The sequence below is a fragment of the Candidatus Defluviibacterium haderslevense genome (assembly GCA_016712225.1).
Lineage (GTDB): Bacteria > Bacteroidota > Bacteroidia > Chitinophagales > Saprospiraceae > Vicinibacter > Vicinibacter haderslevensis.
Genome location: JADJRL010000003.1, coordinates 4,873,282 through 4,899,000, shown reverse-complemented (window position 1 = coordinate 4,899,000; position 25,719 = coordinate 4,873,282). Strand labels below are relative to the sequence as shown.

At 33.2% G+C, this 25,719-nt stretch carries 17 protein-coding genes; 11 read left to right on the top strand and 6 right to left on the bottom strand.

Features of this window, described 5'->3' with window-relative positions; translation table 11 throughout:
• Nucleotides 1–22: 22 nt before the first annotated feature.
• Both IPK88_19085 and IPK88_19080 read right to left on the bottom strand, forming a co-directional pair.
• A complete protein-coding gene (locus IPK88_19085) occupies nt 23–4,390 on the bottom strand; it encodes a gliding motility-associated C-terminal domain-containing protein (GenBank protein MBK8245540.1) in 4,368 nt (1,455 codons plus the stop codon).
• A gap of 332 nt (nt 4,391–4,722) precedes the next feature.
• The gene (locus tag IPK88_19080) at nt 4,723–6,009 is read right to left on the bottom strand and encodes a tyrosine--tRNA ligase (GenBank protein MBK8245539.1); all 1,287 of its coding nucleotides are present in this window, start codon (nt 6,007–6,009) and stop codon (nt 4,723–4,725) included.
• A 183-nt stretch (nt 6,010–6,192) separates the two neighbouring features.
• Between IPK88_19080 and IPK88_19075 the strand changes: the two genes are divergently transcribed.
• Nucleotides 6,193–7,446 carry an ABC transporter permease gene (locus IPK88_19075; protein ID MBK8245538.1) on the top strand — a complete coding sequence of 418 codons (1,254 nt, stop codon included), beginning with the start codon at nt 6,193–6,195 and terminating at the stop codon, nt 7,444–7,446.
• A 33-nt stretch (nt 7,447–7,479) separates the two neighbouring features.
• Here IPK88_19075 and IPK88_19070 read toward each other — a convergent pair whose 3' ends face one another.
• A complete protein-coding gene (locus IPK88_19070; GenBank protein MBK8245537.1) occupies nt 7,480–7,824 on the bottom strand; it encodes a DUF3276 family protein in 345 nt (114 codons plus the stop codon).
• Nucleotides 7,825–7,831: 7 nt separating this feature from the next.
• Nucleotides 7,832–9,634 (bottom strand): ABC transporter ATP-binding protein, encoded by a 1,803-nt coding sequence (locus tag IPK88_19065; protein ID MBK8245536.1) that lies wholly within the window; start codon nt 9,632–9,634, stop codon nt 7,832–7,834.
• Nucleotides 9,635–9,728: 94 nt separating this feature from the next.
• On the opposite strand from IPK88_19065, the gene fbp reads away from it, so the two are divergent.
• On the top strand, nt 9,729–10,709 hold the full coding sequence (fbp, locus tag IPK88_19060; protein ID MBK8245535.1) for a class 1 fructose-bisphosphatase: 981 nt from the start codon (nt 9,729–9,731) through the stop codon (nt 10,707–10,709).
• Between the two features lie 8 nt (nt 10,710–10,717).
• On the opposite strand, the gene IPK88_19055 is transcribed toward fbp, so the two are convergent.
• Nucleotides 10,718–11,635 (bottom strand): helix-hairpin-helix domain-containing protein, encoded by a 918-nt coding sequence (locus IPK88_19055; GenBank protein ID MBK8245534.1) that lies wholly within the window; start codon nt 11,633–11,635, stop codon nt 10,718–10,720.
• A gap of 4 nt (nt 11,636–11,639) precedes the next feature.
• The gene (locus tag IPK88_19050) at nt 11,640–13,655 is read right to left on the bottom strand and encodes a ComEC/Rec2 family competence protein (protein MBK8245533.1); all 2,016 of its coding nucleotides are present in this window, start codon (nt 13,653–13,655) and stop codon (nt 11,640–11,642) included.
• A gap of 435 nt (nt 13,656–14,090) precedes the next feature.
• Here IPK88_19050 and IPK88_19045 point away from each other — a divergent pair, with 435 nt between their 5' ends.
• From IPK88_19045 to IPK88_19005, 9 genes are all read left to right on the top strand, one after another.
• A complete protein-coding gene (locus IPK88_19045; protein MBK8245532.1) occupies nt 14,091–14,873 on the top strand; it encodes an OmpA family protein in 783 nt (260 codons plus the stop codon).
• Nucleotides 14,874–15,266: 393 nt separating this feature from the next.
• Nucleotides 15,267–15,803 carry a DUF4332 domain-containing protein gene (locus IPK88_19040; protein ID MBK8245531.1) on the top strand — a complete coding sequence of 179 codons (537 nt, stop codon included), beginning with the start codon at nt 15,267–15,269 and terminating at the stop codon, nt 15,801–15,803.
• A 381-nt stretch (nt 15,804–16,184) separates the two neighbouring features.
• On the top strand, nt 16,185–17,354 hold the full coding sequence (locus IPK88_19035; protein MBK8245530.1) for a lycopene cyclase: 1,170 nt from the start codon (nt 16,185–16,187) through the stop codon (nt 17,352–17,354).
• 141 nt (nt 17,355–17,495) lie between these two features.
• The gene (locus IPK88_19030; GenBank protein ID MBK8245529.1) at nt 17,496–20,033 is read left to right on the top strand and encodes a hypothetical protein; all 2,538 of its coding nucleotides are present in this window, start codon (nt 17,496–17,498) and stop codon (nt 20,031–20,033) included.
• A 15-nt stretch (nt 20,034–20,048) separates the two neighbouring features.
• Complete coding sequence (locus IPK88_19025; GenBank protein ID MBK8245528.1) at nt 20,049–20,666, top strand: histidine kinase; 618 nt, start codon at nt 20,049–20,051, stop codon at nt 20,664–20,666.
• 2 nt (nt 20,667–20,668) lie between these two features.
• Nucleotides 20,669–21,418 (top strand): response regulator transcription factor, encoded by a 750-nt coding sequence (locus IPK88_19020; protein ID MBK8245527.1) that lies wholly within the window; start codon nt 20,669–20,671, stop codon nt 21,416–21,418.
• Nucleotides 21,419–21,828: 410 nt separating this feature from the next.
• Nucleotides 21,829–22,467 (top strand): hypothetical protein, encoded by a 639-nt coding sequence (locus tag IPK88_19015; protein ID MBK8245526.1) that lies wholly within the window; start codon nt 21,829–21,831, stop codon nt 22,465–22,467.
• 42 nt (nt 22,468–22,509) lie between these two features.
• Complete coding sequence (locus IPK88_19010) at nt 22,510–22,710, top strand: hypothetical protein (GenBank protein ID MBK8245525.1); 201 nt, start codon at nt 22,510–22,512, stop codon at nt 22,708–22,710.
• Nucleotides 22,707–25,640, top strand: coding sequence for a T9SS type A sorting domain-containing protein (locus tag IPK88_19005; protein MBK8245524.1), 2,934 nt, complete (start codon nt 22,707–22,709; stop codon nt 25,638–25,640). The genes IPK88_19010 and IPK88_19005 overlap by 4 nt, the downstream gene beginning before the upstream one ends.
• The last annotated feature ends 79 nt before the right edge of the window (nt 25,641–25,719 follow it).

The window sequence follows — 25,719 nt, the reverse complement described above, 5'->3', positions numbered from 1 at the left end:
AAGTTTATATCTACTTAAGGAACTATCGAATCAAGGTAAAGGAAGTTTTCAGATTGACATCCCTCATAGATCCGCAAAGATCCAGTCTCGCTCTAAATAGGGCTATATAACTATCAATAGGCATATTGGTGCTGTTGCGTCTGCCATCCCAAGAGTCCTTAGGGTCACTTGTTTCAAAGACTTTCTGGCCCCACCTGTCATAGATCGTGAACAAATAGGTTTCGAATGTAGTCATTTTGTCAAAGACCGGCTTATAAGAATCATTAATTTGATCCCCATTTGGTGTAAACACATTCGGCATGTTGACCCTTGAATCTGCCATACTATTATCCTGGGTAACTACGAATAGATTGATATAGGTCTCACAAATTTTTGAATTGATAATAATGAGTTCAAATGTACCCGCTTTATCAATTTTTAATGTGGATTGTCCATTGTTGATTTCTACATTATCCAGTTTCCATTGTATGGTAACATCTGAAGGTTTAAAACCAAGCTCCTTAATCAGACTATCAGCTGAAATTATGGTGTCCTGACACAGATTAAATTCATTGGTTACTGTATTGATATTATTGTCTTGTGTAACATTATAAAAAACGGTTACTGTTTCGCAGCCATTTTTATTAATAAATTTAATGGCATATCGACCTGTTGCAGAAATCTTAGTCATGGATTGTCCAATGTTGATATCCGTACCATTAAAACTCCATTGATATGACGCTGAGTCCGGGTTGAAATTATTTCTACGAAGTATTTCTTTAGCATCTATAATAGTGTCCTGACAAATGTTCAAACTCAAGGTCTGATTATCAAGTGTAGTTGGTAAAACAATCAACGATTTAATTTCAACAGTGACCAATTTAGGACATCCAAAACGATCATAAATATTGATATTATAGATACCCGGAATCAACTGACTAAAAAATGAAATGGTATCTGCGGGGCTACCATCTAAACTATATTTGAATGGACCTGTACCCTCTAGGACATTAATTTTAATGGAGCCTGTGGGATGTGATAAACAGGATGGATTGACAATGACCTGATCTACTTTAATCGTAGTATAAGGGATGATCACAAAACTACCAAAAGTGAAACACCCATTTTTTTGGTAGCTTAGATATTTGTATCGTCCTTCTTTTGTAAGGGTAATAGATCTTCCTTTATCATTGGTTGGAATTCTATTGTCTAAGGCATCTGACCAACTGATGGAATCCAGTTTTGTGAATGTAGTAGAGTCTTCCCGGAAAGAAATTATTTTATTATCACAACTGAACCAAAGAGTATCTTCTATACTGATTTTATAAGTATTGGTATCTATGGTAATGTTAACCATATCAACAGCGTTACACTCAGGATTTGGTGTTGTTATGCTTACTGAATAAATTCCCGGTATTCTAATGACTTGTTTGAGGTCTCTTTCGTTATTTGGATTGATACCAGCTCCGGTCCATTTAAATGAATAATTGGATTTAAATTTATTTAGTATAGCTTCTAATTGTAAGGTATCTTTTCTGCAATTCAAAACGTGATCTACACCTATGTCAACACTTGGAAGGTCTAAATTTTTCTTCACGTATAATGTATCATGCACGGTGCACCCATCTTTAATATTTTTTACAGTTAGAATATATTCACCATCCTGATTTACCACCGGAGTTTTCTGATTTTTATTATTGCCATTTATACCTTGTCCGGTCCATGTGTAAAGTGCTAATGAATCGGTGAGATTGCTGCTGCCATTCAATGTGACATTAGGAAAATCGCAAGTAATGGTTTTATCCGGACCCGCATTAACAGTAGGAATAGATCCAGTTATTTTTATTTCTATAGAATCGAAACTCGTACAATGTGTTACTGAATCTCTTAATAATAAATAATAAATTCCGGGTGAAAAAATAACCAGCGCTGAGTCTTTACGATTTTTTGTAGTTATCCCTGGACCGTTCCACAGATATTGTAGAAATCTTCCAGTAGAAGAATCGGCACTTAGAAATACACTGTCATGTAAGCAAGAAAAATCCCAGGATTTGAATAGTTTAATGGTAGGCAATGAATCCGGTAAACTGATGATTACTTGATCCGTATCTGTACAAAATGTAATATTGTTTGTAACAATTAAATTATAAACTCCGGGTGCATTAACCAATACAAATTGATTGTTTTGATTGTTTGTATTAATAGCAGGACCTTGCCATAAATAACTTATAGCGGATCCAACGGATGATCTGGATCCACCGATAAGTAATTCAGTAGAATCACATGGAATGACCCGGTCTAATCCCGCATCGGATCTCGGGGTTAAATTATTTAGGGTAACAACTATGGTGTCAACCGACGAACAATTATTATCAAGATTGGTGATATTTAATAAATAGGTCCCTGGAAGATTTACTGTTGGACTAAGAATGAATCGATTGCTAGGATTTATTCCGGGGCCATACCATTCTATACTAAATCCATTTCCAAAAGTTGAAGAATCACTCTTGAATGTAACTTGTAAGTCTTTACAATTGAGGACCAGATCAGGACCTCCAAGTGCTAAGGGTTTAAGTGTATCAGCAATAACTTCAATGGAGTCAATTCCTATGCAGCCACTGATTGAATCAAAGACATGTAAGACATATTGTCCTGGAGTAGAAACTAAAGGATTAACAGTATCTCTATTCAAGCTGGTGATTCCTGGTCCGGTCCAAAAAAAACTTCGCTTGCCAAAAGTGTCCAGTCTTGCTGGACTCAGATTCACTGAATGTACGGTGCAAGTTAGTTTTTGATCCAGGCCGGCATTAGGATCAGGGGCAATATGAACTTTAATATCTATATTTTTTGTGGATTCACATCCATACAGATCAATAACTTTTCCAGTATATGTTCGATCTATGGTTGGACATGCAATGATTGTTTTACTGGTATCTGTATTGTTCCAAATAAATGTATTAAAACTGTCTGATTTAAGTTCAAGAATGACACAATCACCTTGACAAATAGCATTCTTATCTGATGTTATTTCAATACTTGGAAGTGGAACTTCATAAACCAATAGGGTATCAGTAGCTTCACAGCCATAAGAATTGGTTACCGTAACAGAAACTTTGCCTCCACTTGAAATACTAGTATTTTTTTCAAAAGTACCATTAGACCATTTGAAAGATGTATAAGTAGAATCTACTGTTAGATTTAAAAATTGGCCCGCACAAAAATAATCTTTCCCTAAAATCTCAGGAGTTAGGGTTGGGGTGAAAACGAGTCGATTGGGAGGACAAACTAAAAATGGCGTTTCCGGTATGGTAAAACGATCTATAAAAATAGTCCGACCACCGCAAAAGCAATTTTCATCGTTAATTTCTTTGGGTAAATAATACGTGATGGTGTCTGTTATCCAATCTTCCCGCCATACCAATTCGAGATCTATTTTTTTATTTAATGGAATTGGATTTCCTGAAGCATCAGTAGATAATAATTCGAATTGTAAAGCATCAGGGCCATAGTATCGTGCTCCTTTTAAAATATTCAGATAATAGTTTTCGGTTCCAATCCGAATGAAATTACTGTTGTTTAATCTGGTTACCATGTTACCATTTTTCAGATGCCAGCTACCACCCAGATGAACCGGTAAAATGAGATTTAAAGTATCATAACTGACAGTATCACGACATAGAGAAAAATCAGTAAAACATTTATTCAGATTACATTTTGTATCCAATTCATCCAAAAGTGAGTTTAAGAGTATACCAATAAACGGGCCAAAGCGATTGTTGATTAATTTTCCATTTGAATCCAAAGATATAAATGACTGTTGGGTGCTTGTCCACTTGATGAGTGCCGTATCTTTTTTTGAACTCAACTCAGCAATGATGGAGTCTGCTAAACAGCTTGTTGAATCCGCGCCTACGATTCTTTGTTTTGCAGTAAGAACTTCGCAATTACCATTAAGATTTAAGATCCAAGTGGGTGTTGGTGGAAAAATACCAGCCACCGTTCGAATATTACCACAAGAGTCCTCTGGAGTAACATGACAGTTCAGACTTTGATATTTAAGTTCTATTTTAATTTTAGCATCTTCGAGTTTAAATGATCTATTTTCAAATTGTATAACTACGGTGTCTGTTGAAACGCAGGGCAATTCATCTACATGATAAACGAAAGTATAAGCTCCACAATTGCTGACTGTAACTTTTGAGGTGCCGGGAAAAATGGAATCCAAATGAGCGAATTGAATGGGGTTACCGCAAACAACCGTCCATGAACCTCCCGGAGGTGCACCAATGAGGTCATAGGTATATCCACAAACCAATTCGTCACTCCCTGCATTAGCACAAGGCTGGGCATAGGCTGATGATAAGGCGATCATTAAGGCCAGGATAAAGAATGTGGATTTAATTTGTTTCATAAGTCATTTATATTAATATTTTATATAATATATATAATACTGTGCCAATTTTAGTTAATATTGAATTTTGAGATTTAATGATAATTATTTAAAAGGCCTAACGCTTTTTAGTTTTTATATATACCTAATGTCCTCAAAATGGGATGGTTACAGATTTGGTACAAATATATATAAATTATTTTAATTTATTATCAAGCCAAAACTCTTGTTTGGATAAAAATGATTTCTTAATAAGTAAATTCCAAACTGAAATATTTAAATCAAAGGCACTTTAAATAAAATTGTAAAATCACTTCATAAAATAACCTTACAGGAACTTCCATTTAATTAGATTATTGAACATCTACCAGGTATTTATTTTTCTTTCCATTTTCAACCATAATAAATTGATTATGAATTAAATGAGAGGTATTAACTCCAGCTTCAATATCAACTATTTTAACTTTGTTAAGGGTAATTGCATTGGATTGAATGGCGCGCCTAGCTTCACCTTTTGAGCTGAATACTGGACATAATTCTGTCAGCAAATGGATCAGAGAAACAGGCTCGTTGAAATGATTTATGGGAATAGTGAATGAAGGAATTTCGTTTTTGACTTCTAAAAATTCAGGAACTGACAACTGATGCAAGAATTCGCTTGTAGAATCTTTATTGAACAATAATTCAGACACGTTCATAACTCTGGAGACTGCTTCGGCCCCATGTATTCTTTCGGTTATTTCTGTTGCAAGTATTTTTTTCAATGATCGAAGATCTTCATGATATAATTGTTCTAAATCCAACACTTCCTTCTCAGATTTATAACTGAAATAGCGGAATAGTTTAGCAATATCGGCATCATCTGAATTGAGCCAGAATTGGTAAAATTTATATGGGCTGGTAAATTCTGCATCCAGCCAAATATTGCCTTCTTCAGATTTTCCAAATTTTTTACCATCAGATTTTGTTAATAGGGGTGTGGTAACTGCATAAGCTTTAGCTCCCGAAACGACTTTTCCTATGTAGTCAGTTCCGGCTATAATATTACCCCATTGATCTGAACCTCCCATTTGGAGTATACAATTATAATCAGTATACAACCTGTAAAAATCATAAGCCTGTAATAATTGGTAAGTAAATTCTGTATAGGAAATTCCGGTATCCAATCTACGTTTTACAGATTCTTTAGAAAGCATATAATTTACCGTAGCATTTTTACCAACTTTTCTTAAAAAATCAAGTATATTCATGTCCTTATAAAAATCAAAATTATTTACAAGGATAGCAGCATTGGGACCTGTATCAAAATTCAATAATTTGCGTATCGCAATAATTTGACGAGCTATATTAGCATCTAATTCTTCTTCCGTTTTGAGTTCTCGTTCTTTGTCTTTTCCGGATGGGTCGCCTATACGTCCGGTGGCGCCTCCCATAACTACTATGGGTTTGTGACCACACTGCTGAAAAAAATTGAGTAACATAACTTGAACAAAATTACCAATGGTAAGTGCCGGTGCAGTTGGGTCAAAACCTATATAGGCAATAGCCATACCCTGATTTAAGGCTTCTTCGAGACCCGGAGTGCTGTCGTGCAGCATATTTCGCCATCTTAATTCGTCTAAAAAGTTTTTTCGTTGCATACGTAATATTTGCGATATTGTGCCGCGAAGATACAATACATTCTAAATAAAATCTTTGGTGTTGTGGTTTTAATCAATTTGATAAAATAGGCATTTTGTTTTTAAAAAATGTACATTTTCAAAGAATGATTTTTTAATGAAGATTTTATAAATCAATTGGAATGCAATTTGGCTTGATGTAAAATGGATATTAGTAAATATATTGCGCAAAAAACATTTACTGCATTTAATAAATCATTAATCAGAAATATCATCCGTATTTCGATTATTAATATTGCATTAAGTTTAGCTGTTATGATCGTAGCAGCCGCAACTTTTGAAGGATTTCAAAAGCAAATTGCACAAAAAGTTTTTGGATTTTGGGGACACATACACATAACAAATATTCAAGTTAATCGCAGTATAGAACCTATTCCATTGGAATATGCGAGCAAATATCAAAAGATGATTCAGGATGCAGATTTTTCCTCCATTGGCTTAGATAAATCATCGATAAGAGATATTGAGAAGTTTGTGATATTGCCAGGTCTAGTGGACCATAATAATTTATTTCAAGGTATGTTTTTAAAAGGAGTTGATCCTCATTTTGATTGGCAATACATGGAACAATTTATTAAATCCGGAAGCATACCACATTTTGAAGATAGTATGTTTTCAAGATCTATTTTATTGTCAGAACAATCCGCAAAAAAGTTGGATATTACAACAGGCGGATCTTTAATAGCGCATTTTATTATAAATGGAAATCAAATCAAAAGGAAACTTAAGGTATGCGGTATTTATAGAACAGGGTTAGAAGAATATGATCAAAAATTTGCTCTTGTTGATATGCGACTTTTGCAAGGGGTGTTGCAGTGGACACCTGAACAAGTAACTGGATTAGAATTATTTTCTAATCGATTAAGTGATGTCGAAAAAATAAATGAATTTATTTACAATGAAATTTTGCCTACTGAAATTTATTCAGAAACCATTCGCAGTAAATATCCCAATATATTTGAATGGCTTTCATTACAGGATATTAATAAAAGATTTATACTCGGGTTGATTTTATTGGTATGTATTATTAACATGGCAACTACGCTATTGATATTGATTCTGGAACGAACACACATGATTGGCATCCTTTCTACATTAGGCCTTGGCCAATGGAATCAACGAAAAATCTTCATACGATATGGGGTTAAGTTATTGGTAAAGGGAATGCTTTATGGAAACATCATCGGCTTAGGACTTTGTTTTATACAGTGGAAATGGAAGTTCATAAAATTGAGTGAGGCAGATTATTATTTGGATCACGCGCCCATTAGTTTTAATCCAACCCTGCTGATCTTTCTTAATTTAGTTTTTTTTATTACGATCACGATTAGTTTGTTAGTCCCCTCTTATTTTGTTTCAAAAATAAGACCTGTGAATGCTTTGAAATTCAGAGCTTAAGTCTATACGTTTAAGATAATCATTTAATCCCGTTTACCAACTTAAAGTGTCTTCTTGTTTGTTGGTTTGTTCCGAAGATTCATCGGTATCTTTTCTTGAAAAAGTGTTATAATCAAAATCCGGAAGTAAATTATTCTTCACTTCATTAATAGTTTCTTGCAGACATTCAAGAAAACGATTAAAGTCTTCTTTGTAAATAAATAGTTTGTGGCGATCGTAGCCTTCTCCGTCAGAACGCTTGGAACTTTCAGTTATGGATACATAATAATCTTTTCCCTTGGTTTGTCGAACATCAAAAAAATAGGTTCTTCGACTGCCTGCCCGCATCTTATTTGTGTAGATGCTATCTTGATTTTTATCCTTTTCCACGTAATTCAAATTTAGATTAGATAGTAAAAGTAGTCAAAATTTCATTTTCGGGTATATTTTTAGTTGAATTTTCAAGCATGAGTAAATTATAGAAAATACCCTGTTCTCTTATTAGGGCTTCAAAATTACCAATTTCTGCTATTTGACCATCTTTTAAGACGAGAATTCGATCCATGTTTTTGCATTGATTAAGACGATGTGTAATAAGCATGAGGGTCTTGCCTTTGCAGTATAATTCCAGGTTTTTTAGGATTTTTACCTCGGTTTCAGTATCAACGGCCGAAAGGCAATTATCGAGGATTAATATCTTAGCTGATTTAATCAAAGCTCTGGCAATACTGAGCCTTTGTTTTTGACCACCCGATAAACTGACGCCACGCTCACCGATTTGGGTATTGTAGCCATTTGGAAATTTAATAATTTCATCATGGATACATGCCATTTTACAAAAATTTTCAATTTCTGCTAAGGGCAAATCTTTGTTTTTCGCTCCAAGTAAAATATTCTCTAAAATGCTGTCAGAAAACAGAAATACATCTTGTGGAACATAGGCTATACTGTTTCTTAATGCATTGATTTTCAGTTGATCTAACTCGATGTTGCCAATTGATATGGACCCGGATGTTGGATCATACATTCGTAATAATAATTCAGCTATGGTTGATTTTCCGCTACCTGTATGGCCCACAATGGCTACATGTTCACCTTCAGGAATGAACACATTCAAATGGTGTAATGCCTGAACTTGGTTTTCCGGATAAGTAAAATTCAAATCTTTAAATTCAATATCTAATGTAGGATTTAGAGATTGGATTGATTTGGAATCATTGATATCAGGCTGTAATGATAGAAATTCATTAATTCTTTTTTGAGAAGCTTCGGCTTGTTGAATAATTGAAGCACACCATCCAATCGCTGAAACGGGCCAGGTCAACATCGTAATATACATCACAAATTCTGCAATATTGCCAGGAGTGACACTGCCTTCAAATACATTTAAACCTCCAATATAAATCGTGATTAAAGTGCTTAAACCTATTAATAAAAACATGGATGGAAAAAACAGCGCATCTATTTTATTTAGACTTAGCGAATATTCTTTTTGTTTAGAACTTTCGTTTGTAAAATGATGAATCCAATTGTTTTCGCGATTGAATGATTTTATAATTCTAATGCCACTAAATGTTTCCTGGGACAAGGAAGTAAGTCTGGATAATTGTTTTTGAATTTTTTCACTTCGTTTATTAATTGTATTACTGACTTTATATATGATGAAACTCAGAAATGGTAAAGGCAATAAACAATAAACGGATAGCCAAAAATTAACATTGAACATGGTAATAATGACGATGATAAATAGGCTGATTAAATTAATCCCATACAATACCGCAGGTCCAAGATACATTCTTACTTTATTAACATCTTCTGAAATTCTGGACATCAGGTCTCCAATTTTGTTTGATTTATAAAATCGGGTATCTAAGATTAGGTAATGATTAAATAAATCACTGCGAAGATCGTATTCAATTAATCTCGACATTACGATGATGGTCTGACGCATAAAAAACATAAATAAGCCCATTAATAGGGCAAATCCGAGTACCATTAATCCGAATTTCATCAGTGAATAAGACAATAGATGACTGTCTCTCAGCTCTGGATTTTGTTTTATAAAAAGTAATATTTCGTCTAAGGCTTTGCGAATGGCTTGAGGTTGGAGTATACGAAAGATATTGGACAGACTAATGAATAGTATACCCAATATGAGTTTGTTTTTGTATTTAAAAATATACTTATTTAAAGTAAATAAATGCTTCAAAATTATTAGTTATAAGATTGGCAAAGTTAATCACTAGATTTAGAATGGCATCATATTATAAAAACTATATATCTTTAGCCATAAATTTGATTTTATGACGAGAAGAATTACTTTGGATGAATTTATTGTTCAAAGCCAGCATGGATATTCAGATGCTTCGGGTGAATTTTCAGGATTATTGAGACATTTAGGGATTGCAGCGAAAATCGTAAATAGGATCGTCAATAAAATAGGCTTAATGGATATGATGGGTGTAGATGGTCATGTCAATGCCACAGGAGACACAGTCCAGAAGTTGGATATGTATGCTAATGACTTAATGATAGAATATCTTCAAAATTCAGGTATTTGTGCTGGTGTCGCTTCCGAAGAACTGGAAGATTTTGTACCATTTGAAAAGAATTTGTCAGGATCTTCAAATTATATCGTTGTGATAGATCCTTTAGATGGATCTTCAAATATTGATGTCAATATTTCAGTTGGAACAATATTTGGAATTTACAAACGAATAACGGATGAAAATAGTCCATTGACTAAAGAAGATTTTTGTCAAAAGGGAACCGAATTAGTAGCTTCAGGCTATGTATTATATGGCACTTCAACGATGATGGTTTACACATATGGTGATGGGGTTAATGGATTCACGTATGATCGTGGAGTAGGAGAGTTTTGTCTCAGTCATCCTCAAATGAAAATGCCTGAATCAGGAAAGTACTATTCTATCAATCAAGGTTATTATAAGCAGTTTAGTCCAAATATCAGATCATACATTGATTTGTGTTCTGATAAAAATTATATGTTGAGATACATTGGGTCCATGGTTGCCGATGTTCATAGAACGCTTTGTTTAGGTGGTATTTTTCTTTATCCAAAAACAACCAAAAATCCTGAAGGCAAATTGAGATTATTATACGAATGCAACCCATTGAGTCATATTGTTGAACAAGCTGGAGGCATGAGTATTAATGAAAATAAGGAACGCATTTTAGATCTACCGATTACTGAATTGCATCAGCGGTGTTCGATTATCATTGGATCAAAAAAGGCTGTTGAAGAAGTTATGACTTTATTGTAAGGTATTGGTCATTCTTTTGTATAATCCAGATATTTATTTATTTTATCCAGCCATTCATTGGTAAAATAATTTGTGTTTCTGAGATCTTCAATAGAGCTTATGGATTCGTGTTGTAATCGGAAGTTAATGATGAATTGAGCTTGTTTTTTTGTAAAAAAGGGATGTTCAGATAAATCTTCTGATTCAATAACATTTATTTTAATTTTGGCATAAATGCCATCGCAAAATAGATAGGGTGATATTTTTTTGAACGTAGAATCGGGTAATCCATAGACTTCTTTCAATTGGTTGATATCATGGAAGCCACCAATTGAATTTCTATATTTTATAATTCGTTCTGAAAGTTTCAATGCAATGCCGGGAAGTGGTATAAGTTCATCTACAGTTACAGTATTTATGTTCATTTTATCAATGATCGGACGGTTGGTTTCGTATGGTTTTGTATAGCTGATAGTATCTGATGGTTTGCTTTTCTTTGGAAACACCATGTAAGGCGTAAGTGATTCAACGAGTTCATGAGGCATACCAAAAATTTTGTTTAAATCTTTTGCGGATTTTATGGTGCCTCCTTTATTGCGGTATTTTGACAAATTGTTAAAAGCATATTTCGGTATTCCTAATTTTTGGGCATCGGATAATTGAATCGTATTCGGATCAAATTCATAAGGAAGATTGGGTTTAGTTGTTGCATTGACTTTATTTTTTAAAAGTGATTTTAGCGATGGATTTTTGGTTTTAATGTCCTGTTGAGATGATGGAATTAAGGGAGTCGTTACTTGTTCAACTCTTGTTGTTAAACGGGATTTGAAATAAGTATTCCAAAGGTGTGGTATGAATAAGAAGCCAAACAGAATTATGAAAAGCATGATTAATCCAAGCCTTTCTTTTCGATTTAAATAAAGATTTTCCCGATAGGTGTGTCCCATGTGTTTATAGTTTTAGTGTTTGAAAACCAAGGCTTAAATCCAAATACGGTATTTGGTAACATTTCAATTCAGATATCCAAAAGGCTCTTGCTTTCTTTGAAAGATTATAGGATAGAACTACAATATTACAGTCTTGAGCTTGAAGGAAATCTTGAATGTAATGTGCGCCTTTCTTAATATAAATAACTTGAAATGTATGATCTACTTTAGGTTGAAATCGATTAATTAGAATTCGAATAGAGTGGTAAGTTGATATAGTTTGCGGTAGACGAATTTCATGGATCGAATTGGAATCTATAGGGATTTGGATGTATTCATTGACTTGATGATATTGGAGATAGTCATTTAGTTTCTGGACTGTAGAAGTTGGGTTTTCGGTAAATGAATAAATTGTTTGTCCGATTCTAACATCGATCAAGGCATTTGTTTTCTTATGATAGCAAATCAATTCATAGGTATGGCTATTATAAATGACTCGGATCATGTGTCCGACTCCACTTAATAGTATGCAGCATAAAGCTAAATATAAGTATTTGGTTTGATGTAGATGCAGCCACCAATACAATAGAAATAAGGTCAAATAAATGAGCAATAATTGTTCAGGATAAATCACCAATTGATTCAATTGGAAGTATGGAAGTTTTTCTAATACTGAGAATATCCAAAGTCCAAAAGTCAAAAGATAACTCGATATCATACCTAAGCCCACAGAAATGGGAATCCATAGGAAATGGGTTATTAGAATGCCAATTCCTAATACCATCAATAAAAATGAAAGCGGAATCCAAATTAAATTGGAAAACAAAAAATAAATGGGGAAACTATGAAAGTAATATGTGCTGATCGGTGTAATCAGAATTTGAACGGCAAGTGTTACCGTAATAATCTCCAGCATTTTATTTACCCATTTATTGGATGTTATGAATACTCGTTTTATCATATGTTGGAATAGAACTATGCTAAGAACTGCTGCAAAAGACAATTGAAATCCTATGTCATATAGGATGCAAGGATTATAGAACAGCATGAAAAAGGCCGAAGCAAAAAGTATATTAACTGCATTGGATATACGATTGAGTTGTAATCCACATTCTAAAAAAGTGAACATGACCGCTGCCCTGATGACGGATGATCCAAATCCTGTCAAAAAGGCAAAAAACCAAATCAAACATAAGATAATAGGGCTTTGAATTTTTTGAATTTTTTTGGATTTGAATACATGATTTAAGAATAGAAATTTAAGAATCCCGTATAGCATTCCAAGATGCATACCTGAAACCGCTAGAATATGTGCAGTCCCTGTAGCAATGAAAAGATTTTTTATTTCTGTAGATACTTCTGATTTGTTGCCAACCAATATGGCGATCAGTAGGTTAGCCAATTGAGGATCGGAAATGGTTTGAAAGAGTAGATTGCTGATATAAACATTGGCTTTATTTGCGGCATTGACGATGTCGATTTTTTTTTTGGGGACTATTTGTATGTTGTTTGAATTGAATCTGCCCGTAAATTGAATGTGATTTCTGAGTAGATATTTATTGTAGTCAAACCCATCGAACTGAGCTTTGAGTTTTATGAGATGCAGGATGCCATTTAATAATATAGAGTCACCGGCATATATTTTTGATTCATGACATAAGGAGTCTATTTTAATTTTGGCTAGAATGGATTCATGCTTATCAGGTATACTTACAATAAGATCTGCTGATTGGATGGATTGGGTGCATTCTTTTACAATAGCCCATTTATCCTGGAGATTTAAAGATTCAGTGGTAATATCATGATGATGCGCTTGATGATGAAACGCTAGTCTAATCCAAAATAAAGCAAGGATTACCGGGATAAACCACAACCAATTTAAGTTGGTGCTCTGTTTATATTTATAAAATAAAAACAGGCATGTAGACAGCAGGATACTGAATAAGATTAAGTATCCAATGAAGGACTCACTTATATAGACGCATACCAATAGAAGGCATAGTGCTATAAAAGGACGAGCCATAAGATTATGGATCATCATTTTAGGGTGTTATTGCAATTAAGGTGTATGCAAAAATAGTGAAGTTTTGATAATTAGCAAAAATGGTGAAGATATTTTTTGGGAAGAGGGGAATGGGGAATGTGAAATGTGAAATGGGGAATGTGAAATACGGAATGTGAAATGGGGAATGATTAATAGGAATTGAGGAGATTGAAATGATAAATGGAGGTGGGTGTTTTTTTAATAGGCTTGGAAAGTTTACTTTATATTACATATCATGATTATGATTAATATATAAAATATTGAATTAGATGTATATGATATTTAGCAAATCGATAAGCTAGAAAAGTTTTAAAATATTTCTTAATTAAATGTTAAAAAATTTGGATTAAATCTAAAAAGATGTATTAGCTTTAAACAAATTTTTAGAGATAAAAAGATAATTCTCATTCATGGATTCATAAACTGATTGGTATGAAATGGTTGGTACTTTTGCTATGGGCGCTGTTGCTAATGATCTATTTTGGAATATGGTCGTGCAATAAAACAGAATGTTGTAAACCCGTACTGGTTGAAAATCCAATAAGCAATACCGAACCTATACTTTTTGGGTGGCAGTCCGACAGCTGTGTTTTGGGCAATAGTTATCCAGTTTATTTGGATTCATTGATGCGATTAACCCGGGATGGTAAGCAAATCATTATTACCGGGCAATACAAAGCATCAGAACAGAATAATACCAAGTTTGAAAATTTGGGAATCGCAAGGGCAGAAGCCATTAAACTATTGTTTTCAGAGAAAATTCCTGCAGAGAGAATCACAACGCGTGCAGAATTAGTAGGTGAAGACATTAAAGATCACACCCAATTATCAGTATGTCACCGGATACTTTTCGAACCTTTAAAACTTGTAGAAGAATTTGAAAATCGAGCCATCATTTATCATGGATATAATACTACGGAATGGGATAAGAATGAACAGATCATCAGCTATTTAGACAAGGTAGCTAGTAAACTAGTCAAAGAAGGTGGACATGTATTATTAATGGGTCATACAGATAATGTTGGGAATGATGAATTCAATATGAAATTAGGACAATCCAGATCTGATGCCATAAAAGAATATTTAATAGACAAAGGGGTAAAAGGAAGTCAAATTAAGACTGGTTCGAAAGGCAAATCAAGTCCTATTGCATCCAATGAAACGGAGGAGGGTCGTGCAAAAAATAGAAGAACTGAATTAGAATTTTCAAAATAATTGAATATGATACTACTAATTTCTTTATGTGATTTGGCCTGGTGGCAAATATTATTATCATGGTTACTTCCATTCCTTTTAGGCTGGTGGTTGGCCAAAATTTCAACTGATGATTCAGAGGATAATGCTAATCTTAAAGCAGTTCCGGAAGCAGATCATGATCACCACTTAATTCAAGCATTAGAAAGCGAATTAGCGGCCTGCAGAAGTGAAAGCAAAGACCTTAAAGAACAGCTGGATGCAACATTAGAACAACATGTGCCTTTGACAAGTGCAAATGCACTTATAGATCAGGATCACCATTTAATATCTATCTCTTCTAAGGTTCCTGAAAGCGCATTTCTTGGCTTAGTAAAAGATAACTTACAGATTATTGAAGGTATAGGTCCTAAGATGGATGAATTTCTTAAGGGACAGGGTATTGAAGATTGGGATGGACTAGCCGATCAGAATCCAGATCAACTTAAATCATTACTTGAAGCTGCAGATTCTAAGTATAGAATTATAGATCCTGCCACTTGGCCAGAACAAGCGGCATTGGCAAGAGATTCCAAATGGTATGATTTAATTGATTTTCAAAGGAAGCTATCTGCTGGTAAAGAATTGATTAATGATGATACCAATTCTAAATTGGAATCCATATTGATTAAATTGGGATTATTGAAAAAATATGCATTGAATGATTTAAAAGCAGTCGAAGGTATTGGACCAAAAATTGAACATTTATTAAATGAGGCCGGAATCACGACATGGAATCAATTAGCCCATACATCATTGGAGAGACTCAAAGAGATATTGGATAAAGCAGGTGAACGATATCAATTGGCGGATCCAAGTACCTGGTCCAAACAAGCAGCTATGGCTTCCGAAGGCCAATGGAAAGAATTATTTGAATATCAAGATCGTCTTGACGGCGGAAAAGAAGTATAGATATTTAAAAACTTTGTATAAAACAGGTTTCAAATTTACTTTTGAAACCTGTTTTTGTTTTATATCGTAATGAACATTGATGATTATATTAGAGGGACAATACTTTCATGGTAATCACGCTATCTTTAATTTAATGATCAGAATTAAACGATTATCAGATATTGATGTTTGTTTCATTGATAATGAACTGTTGACATAGATAAGCGGTAAAAAAGCCTTTGTGGGGTAAGTTGATTTTGGAATTTATTTGTGATGTCCAAATGTTTTAAATTTATAGAATAATTAAAATCATTTCAACATCATCATTAAAAGGTATAAGGAAATAGTGAATATAAATTATAAGCGTTTCAATTTTATTTGTTTTAATATAGCACATTTTTAATGGCTGAAATACATTGTGATATTGTGATTATAGGGGCAGGTGCTGCAGGATTGCATGTAGCTTTAGCTATGCGTGATGATGCTTACTTTGACGATAAGTCCATTGTCATTATTGATAAAACAAATAAAGATGTAAACGATCGCACTTGGTGCTATTGGGAAAAAGGTTCCGGAAAATGGGATCATATCACCAAACACAGTTGGACTCATGGTAGTTTTTTTTCCAATTGGGGGTATAAACATTTTGATCTTAGTCCATACCGATATAAGATGTTACAAGGATTGGATTTTTATAATTATAGTAAAGCGAATTTACTTGAATCTAAAAAATTTAAATGGTATCAGGATGAGATATCAGAGGTAATTCATAGAAAGGATCTACTTGTAAAGGGTAGGGATCATGTATATTCAGCTACTTATGTTTTTGACAGTAGGATGCCTGATGAATTTATACAAGAAAGTAAATTAAATAAACCAATTCTTCAGCATTTCAAAGGTTGGGTTATTAAAACAGATCAAGATTTTTTTAATCCTGATCAGTTTACCATGATGGATTACAGAATGCCATGGAAAGAGGAAACTAGTTTTTTTTATGTCTTGCCCATCCATAGTCGAGAAGCTTTAATTGAGTTTACATTATTTAACATGGAACTCTTGAGAGATCAGGATTATGACTTTATGTTAAAACGATACATCAAAGAGATTCTCCATTTAGATCATTATGAAATTGTAGATCAAGAATATGGGATCATACCTATGAGTACATTTCAGTTTGAAACACTTTCTCATGGGAATCATATTCTCATTGGTACTGCAGGTGGTTGGGTGAAGCCATCAAGTGGATATTCATTCAAGAATGCTGAGCGAAACGCATTGAAACTCATTAGGAATATCAAGGATAAAAGAAATATAAATTCTGGTATTATTTCCAAGCGTTTTAGATTCTATGACACCTTGTTTTTAGATGTGTTGAAGCATCATAATGATATAGGTCCTAAATTATTCACCCTCATGTATACCAAAAATGATGTTAGGAAAATTTTTAAATTTTTGGATGAAGAGACGAATGTTATCGAAGAACTGAGCATCATATGGCATTTCCCTAAGATTGTTTTTATGAAATCACTTTTGAAATATTTTTTTCAAAGCATAACGAGAAAAGGTCATTAAGTCTAATAAATATAGATGTTAATTATTGTGAAGATTGAATACCAATTCTGATCCCAATAGTCAATTAGATATAACCACTTGTCAATTTGTAGTCTACTTATGTGAGTGTATATATCTTAGAAATGTTTAACTTTGCTAGGAATGGAATTTACCAAGGAGGCAGTATCTAAGTTGACACGATCATTTTTCTTGATTTTGGTATTTGTTAATTTATATCAGCTCGAACTTTTTGCTCAAAATCAAGATGCAGCCTTTCAACATTTTGATATTGAAGGAGGATTATCAGATAATTCGGTAAATTGTATTGTTCAAGATGATGATGGTTTTGTATGGATTGGAACTGACGATGGATTAAATAAATATAACGGTTATTCTTCCAAAATTTATCCCATAGCTCAAATCGACACACTTTTAACTGGAATAAGTCATATTAACTGTGCTTTTAAAGATTCAAAGGGTCGATTATGGTTTGGATCTAAAGGTTTGATTTTATACTACCCAAAGAAAGATAAATTTATTGTTTTCCAACATAGTAATTCAATAAGTAGTATCAATCATAATGATGTATTTAGTATAGTCGAAGACGAGAATAAAACTATTTGGATAGGCACTCGGTTAGGTTTGGCTCGTTTTGAGGAATCTACAATGACATTCACTAGGTTCGAACATGACACTACTGGCACACATGCTGAGTTTCATGCAAGAAATAGAATCATTGATATGATTGCAGATCAGCATGGCTTTTTATGGATGACTACCTTAAAGGGACTTTATAAATTTTCACTTATAAATTTTGGGTTTACATGTTATTTAGTTGATGCCTCTGATATAAATTCGTTTACTGCAAATCATCTAGGTCCAATAACTTTTGATACTGAAGGAAATCTTTGGGTATCTTTTTATGGAAAAGGAGTATTTCAATTTGATACAAATGCTTATCAATTTATTCCAGTTGAGCTCCCAAATATTGATTTAAGTTCTGCTATGAAGCAAGTTAATGCTATGCAGTGTGATAAAAGAGGAAATATTTGGGTAGCGAGTTCAACAAATGGATTGATTGTTTTTAATCAAAGCATACATGAATGGCATCATTATGTCCACGATTCATTTAATCCAAAAAGTGTTAGCGACAATAAAATTCTTTCGCTTTTTGAAGATAAATCAGGAATGATGTGGATTGGTACAATGAACAGAGGAATAGATCGTAAGAGTCCGAATCGAGAAAAATTTAAAAGCTTTATTTTGCAACCCGGCAAATTAAATTCTTTATGTGAAGATGATATTACATGTGTCCTTGAAGATCAAAATGCGAATCTTTGGATAGGAAGTAAAAGTGGATTAATGTACTATGATAGAAAAACTGATTTATTTAAATGTTATCATCAAGATTTAACACATAATAATTCTTTATTGGATAATAGAATTTATGCTATAGCATTAGATTCATTAAATCATCTTTGGGTTGGAACGAATGAAGGTCTTAATTATTATTTACCTGAAAAGGATATTTGGAAGCATTATAAATATGATGAAAAAAATACAAATGGTTTGCCTGGAAAAGTTGTATTTGATCTTATAGTTAGATCAAATGGAGAATTATGGGCTGCTACCAGTGGATTAATGTGTAGGTTGAAATCTTTGAATGGAGTTTTTGAGAATCAATTTAATAATGCAAATATTGCTAAGCTAAAGAGAAGCTTTTATTGTACGGTTTTTGAAGATAGTTATAAAACTATGTGGGTTTCTACTACCCGTGCGGGTATCTTACATCTTGGTGATGGATTTGAAATTATCAGTAATTTTTCTAATTCATCTAAATTTAAAGCAAGTATTGTTCATCAGTTTGCCGAAGATGCTCAAGGAAATATTTGGATGGCATCTAATCGTGGATTATACCTTTGGAATAGATCACAGGATTCAGTAATGTCATTTTGTGTTAGGTCTACTGAATTATGTCAAGATATTAAATCAGTTGTTGTGGCCAATCATAATATGATTTGGGTTAGCACAGCAAAAGGTTTGTTTAGGTTTAATGTAACTTTTAATTATGATATAAATTCTTTTGAACTATTTACGGCAGATGATGGGCTTCAAAGCAATTCGTTTAATAATTGTTCCGGAAGGCATTTGAAATCAGGTGAACTATTTTTTGGTGGGTTAAATGGATTTAATATTTTTAACCCGACATCTATTTCTTATAATGAGTTTAATCCAGAAGTAGGCATTTCCTCATTTAAAATATTCAATAAGGATCTACCTTTGTTGAATGAATATCTCAATTCAGGAACCATTTTATTAAGTTATAAACAAAATTTTTTATCTTTTGAAATGGTGGCATTGAGTTATGACCATCCTGAAAAAAATCAGTTTGCATATCAACTAGAAGGATTTGATCCTGAAATGATCCATAACGGAACCAATCGTTTTGCCTATTACACCAATGTGCCTCCTGGAAATTATTTATTGCATATTAGGGCATCAAATAATGACGGGAAATGGAATAAAAATGAATTTAGAATCAATTTAGTTATTGAACCGCCTTATTGGAAAACTACTTGGTTTAGAATTTTAATTTTAGGAAGTTTGATTCTGTTGTTGTATCTTATTTACACAATTCGAGTAAACCAAATTAGAAAGCAAGAAGGAGAGACAATAGAAGTAAATAAGAAGATCGCTTAAGCTCAATTAACTGCTTTGAGAGCACAGATGAACCCACATTTTATATTTAATACTTTAAATGCCATTCAACAACTGATTTCAGAATCAGAAAAGGAGAAGGCTTTGAACTATCTTTCAAAATTTTCAAAATTGATCAGACTTGTTTTACAAAAATCTGACAAACAATCAAATTCTATTGAAGTTGAGTTAAGTATGTTGTCGTATTATTTGGAACTAGAAGCATTGCGATTTGTGAATAAGTTTACTTATCATTTTGATGTAGCTTTGAATATTAACAAAGAAAGCACTTTTATTCCATCCATGTTATTGCAGCCCTATGTTGAGAATGCTGTAATCCATGGCTTATTAAACAAGACGAGTCCAGGTCATCTTGAAATAAAGCTGGAAGACATTGATAATAGGATTGTTTGTACTATAGTTGATAATGGGATTGGCAGACGTAATTCTTCATTAATAAATCAAGCTAAATTAAAACATCATGAGTCTTTGGGAATGAAAGTTACTGAAGAACGTATACATATGATTGAGAACAGTACTCATCAAAGAGTTGAAATAGACATCATTGATTTAGAAGATTCCCAGGGAAATGCAACTGGCACAAAAGTAATGATCAAAATACCCATAGAATTATAAATATGATGAAAGCTATTATCGTCGAAGATGAAATTAGGAGTGCTAAATTATTAGAGAATCTCTTACGAGATTATTGCCCTGATGTTCAATTAATAGGTTCAGCTTCATCTGTTGATGCGGGATTTCATCTCGTACAGAACAATGCCATTGATATTGTATTTTTAGATATAGAGATGCAAAAAGAAAGTGGATTTGATCTATTAAATAAGTTTGAAAATATCAATTTTGAAATCATTTTCACTACTGCATTTGAGCATTATGCTTTAAAAGCAATTAAATTTAGTGCAATAGATTATTTGCTAAAACCCATTGATATTGAAGAACTAAAAGCCGCCATCTCAAAGGTTTCAAAAAATAATCAGCGACATTTGATGAATAAGAAATTTGAAATTTTGATGCAAAATAAAAATTTTGATCAAACAGGATATTTGCAAATTGCATTGCCTTCAACAGAAGGATTGTCCATTGTTTTTGTCCATGAAATACTATATCTTAAATCCGATCGTCAATACACCATATTTGTTTTAAAGTCAGGGGAAAAGATTGTTACTTCAAAAAATTTGGGTGAATATGAAGATTTGTTTTTAGTTCATAACTTTTTTAGAGTACACCACTCTACAATGGTCAATCTTAATGAAGTAAGAAAATATATCCGGGGTGATGGAGGTAGTATTGTATTAAGTAATGGTGATCAAGTAGAAGTATCCAAACGTAAAAAAGAGGCATTTATTAGTCGGTTTACCAAGAAATAAATAGTATTCAAATTTGAAAATCTATGATCATACTAAAAGGTAAGATTAATAAAGAATTCAGTCCGTATAAGACGACATTCGAGTAATACAATTCTAATTTGCAACTACTTTTGTATTTTTTAAAGCAACATTTTACTTTTTTATAAAAAAAAATGGTGTTCTACCAGTTGTAAAGTTAATTCTATCAATTGTCAATTGTAAAATATTGACATACTTTTAATATAGATATTTGAACCAGAAATTCATTTTCTATCAAGCAATATAAAGTATAATCCCAAGAACGGAAAAGTAAGGCTTTCCTAATATCTATCCATGTTCAAAGCTTTAAACTTTATTATTATCGTACATGATTTATTTATGATTTCATGTAATTTAAAATATTTCATTAATTTATATTAAAAATAATCATCATGAAAAAAATTTTTGCAATTGCTTATTTTATATTGTTCAGTGGATTTGTTTATTTTCTTAATGCACAAGAGCATTGTGGTTTTGATGTATTACATGCCACAAGAATGGCTAATGATGAGCACTACCGCAATCAAATGAATGACATGGAATTTAAGATAAAAGCAATTCTTAAATCGCAAAAACAGAATTATCGATCTCAATCACCTATATATGATGTGCCTGTAGTTGTTCATGTAATACATCTTGGAGAAGCTATCGGAACGGGAACTAATATTTCTGATGCTCAGATAAAAGGTGCAATTCAAACCTTAAATAATGAATTTAGGAATTCGAATGGTACTGGTGTCGATATGCAAATCAATTTTTGTTTAGCAGTAAGAGATCCTAATGGTAACCCGAGCACTGGAATTAATCGTGTTAATGGAACAGTAGTTCCTAAATATTCTATTGGAGGTATTAGTAATCCGTATTATAATACCTGTGGAAATGAAAAAGCTGTTAAAGATTTAAGTAAATGGCCTTTTGAATCGTATTTAAATATTTGGGTTGTCAGTAAAATTTGTGGCGGAAACATTAGTGGATATGCAACGTTCCAATCGGGTTCTGTTTATGATGGGGTAGTCATTCTTTCAACGTAAATAACTTCTACAAAAATTACTTTAACTCATGAAGTAGGGCATATGTTTAATTTATTTCACACTTTTAATGGTGATGGAACCAATGTAACTATTCCAGGGCCGCATTTTTGCCAGCAGATACTGCATGTTCAGATAATGGTGATCGAGTATGTGATACACCACCGCATAAACAAGGAGATTATGGCCTTACGAATCCGTGCACCCCAAATGGAATATGGGATAATTCAAGATATAATTTCATGAGTTATAGTTTTGTCTATTCTGGAAATTTTACAACAGGTAATATGAGATTTACTCAAGGTCAAAAAGACAGAGCTCGGGCCGTATTATTAGCGATTGCATATCATCCATATGTGTTTTCAAATGGATGTACTCCAGTGACACTTAACGATGCTGCTATACAATCAGTTTCATATCCATTGCAAACAACGTATACTTATGAATGTATTGCACCTTATCATTTAATTCCTAAGGTCAATGTTAGAAATTTTGGATCTAATGTTTTGACTTCTGTTGTAATTAATTATAAATTAGATAATGGGGTGCTTAACTTTTATGAATGGAATGGTATTCTAGGTTCAAATGCATCCACGCAAGTCACACTTCCAGCCATTGAAATAGCAAATGGCAACCATAATCTTTTGATGTATATATCTAATCCTAATCACTTACAGGATGGGTATATAAATAATGATAGTCTTTCGTTTGATTTCAATTATAAATCCATCCCAACGTTGGAACTAAAAGGCGATGTAACTAATGTTTCTTGTTTTGGGGGTCAAGATGGAATGGCAAGTGTTTTAGCTAAAACCAAAGTTGAAATAAAGGAAGATTGGGAGACTAGTTCAGATTGGAATCTTGTGAATGGTTCTGAAGTAAATCACTGGGTTATTGGAACAGCTACTTCCAATGGAGGAAATAAATCCATATACATATCAAAAGATAACACGAACAATACTTATAACACATACACTAGCTCTATTGTACATTTTTATAAAGACTTTTATTTTCCACCTGGTGCAACAAACATTAAAATAAAATTTGATTGGAAGGGTGAAGGTGAGTTTAGCAATGTTCCGGGAGGTGTCGATTATATGAGAGTTTTTCTAATTCCTGCGGATCAAGTTGTACAGCCATTGTTTCAAATTTTGTCGCCTCCTTATTTGGGAAGCTATCATTCTCAAGCCACTTACACAACGGATTCAATAACTGGTATAGATAATATTGCAGGTTCCTCAAAGCGACTTGTTTTTAGTTGGAGAAACAATTATGATTATGGAAGTCAAGCACCTGCTTCCGTAGATAATATTATAGTCAGTTATGAGCTGCCAAACACTTATAGTTATATATGGAATTCAAATCCTGTCCAAGCTGAAGTAAATCTTATTAATTTGTCAGCAAATGAATACCAAGTTTCTGTATCGGATGATAATGGATGTTCAGCAAGTTTATCATTGAATGTATTGCAACCAGATCCAATTCAGGCAACAATTACAGCCAATGGACCTACTACTTTTTGTCATGGTGGACAAGTTGTATTGAGTGCAAATGATGCAGAGCATTTTATGTGGAATAATGGATCAACGACTCAAGATATTGTTGTAGAATCTACTGGAGATTATGTTGTAACGATTACTGATGCAAATGGTTGTACAGCTGTTTCTTCAGTTACTTCAGTTCAAGTCAATGATCAAATATTATCAACTATTTTAGCTAGCGTTCCTACAACGTTTTGTCAAGGTGAAAATGTCATGTTAAAGTCTGAATTGGCATCTACTTATTTATGGAATACAGGTGCCACCACGCAAGAAATCAATGTTCCAACATCAGGAAATTACCAAGTAACCATTACAGATATTAATGGGTGTATAGGAATATCACCAGTTACAGCTGTAATTGTACATGAACTTCCCATTGCAGAAATAGGTGCAAGTTCGGAAACCGCATTTTGTCAAGGTAATTCAGTTATATTGAGTTCGAATCCTGCTACATCGTATTTATGGAATAATGGGTCTATTGATCAACAAATTAACGTCACTACTTCAGGACAATTCATCGTTACTATAACTGATGAAAATGGTTGTAATGGAATTTCTGATCCTATGCTCGTGACCGTTAATCAGGTGCCACCTATGCCGGAACCCATAGTTGGTGAAAGCAGTGCAGTTTGTGCTAATTCAATTAAGCAATATTCTGTTCCATTGGTAAATAATACTTACTATCACTGGTCGGCACCTTCAGGAGCAAGTATTATACAAGGACAAGCAACAAATCAAATAACTTTACAGTTTGGTCCAATTTTCAAAAATGGGACTTTGAGTGTAGTCATGTATAATGAATGTGGTTTAAGTCCGATTAGAAAATTAGTTATTAACTCTGTTCCTCCTATTCCAACATCAATTTCCGGATCAGCATATTCAAATTGCAATACCACATCAGTTTACAAGACAAACAAAATAATTGGTGCAAGCGCTTACACATGGACAACTAATATTTTAGGCGCTGTAATAAACTCCAATCCAAGTCCAGGAGATACAATAATGACTATTTCATTTCCATTATTCACTACAGGTACTATTAGTGTCGTAGCCGTTAATTCCTGTGGTTCTAGTTTAGTAAGAACAATCAATGTAACTGGTACGCCTCCTGCCGCAAGTAAAATTTTTGGTGTGACTAATCCTTGTGCAGGGACCTTGCAAAATTATTATATTGCAAAAATTCCAGGCGCTACATCTTATGAATGGACCGTACCACAAGGATGTGTAATTACAAGTGGTGCTAACACGAATATCATACAAGTATTAATCGGAAATAGTGCAGGCGACATTACAGTTAGTGGAGTAAATGCTTGTGGTATCGGTGCACCAAATAAACTTACTTTACCTCTGCCTTGTAGTAGCTTGACAAGTAGAAAGCTTGAGTCGCCTGCACTGAATATTTTTCCCAATCCTACAAGTGGTACCATCCAAATATCATTTATTGGTTTGGAAGCAGCAGTTGGTAAAATGCAATTCATTAATATCGAAGGAATTGTCATTGACTCTAAAACAGTGGAGTATAGTAAGGGTTTAAATGAATTGAGTTATGATTTAAGTCCATTTGGTAAGGGCGTTTATTTAATTCAGTTTATTACGAAACATGAAACCCAAACAGTTAAAGTGGTTAATGATTGAAATAGAATTGCATAATGATCGGTGTCGGATTAAGTGTAATAGATTTAAGAATTCAAGAGTAAATACTAATATTTTCCAA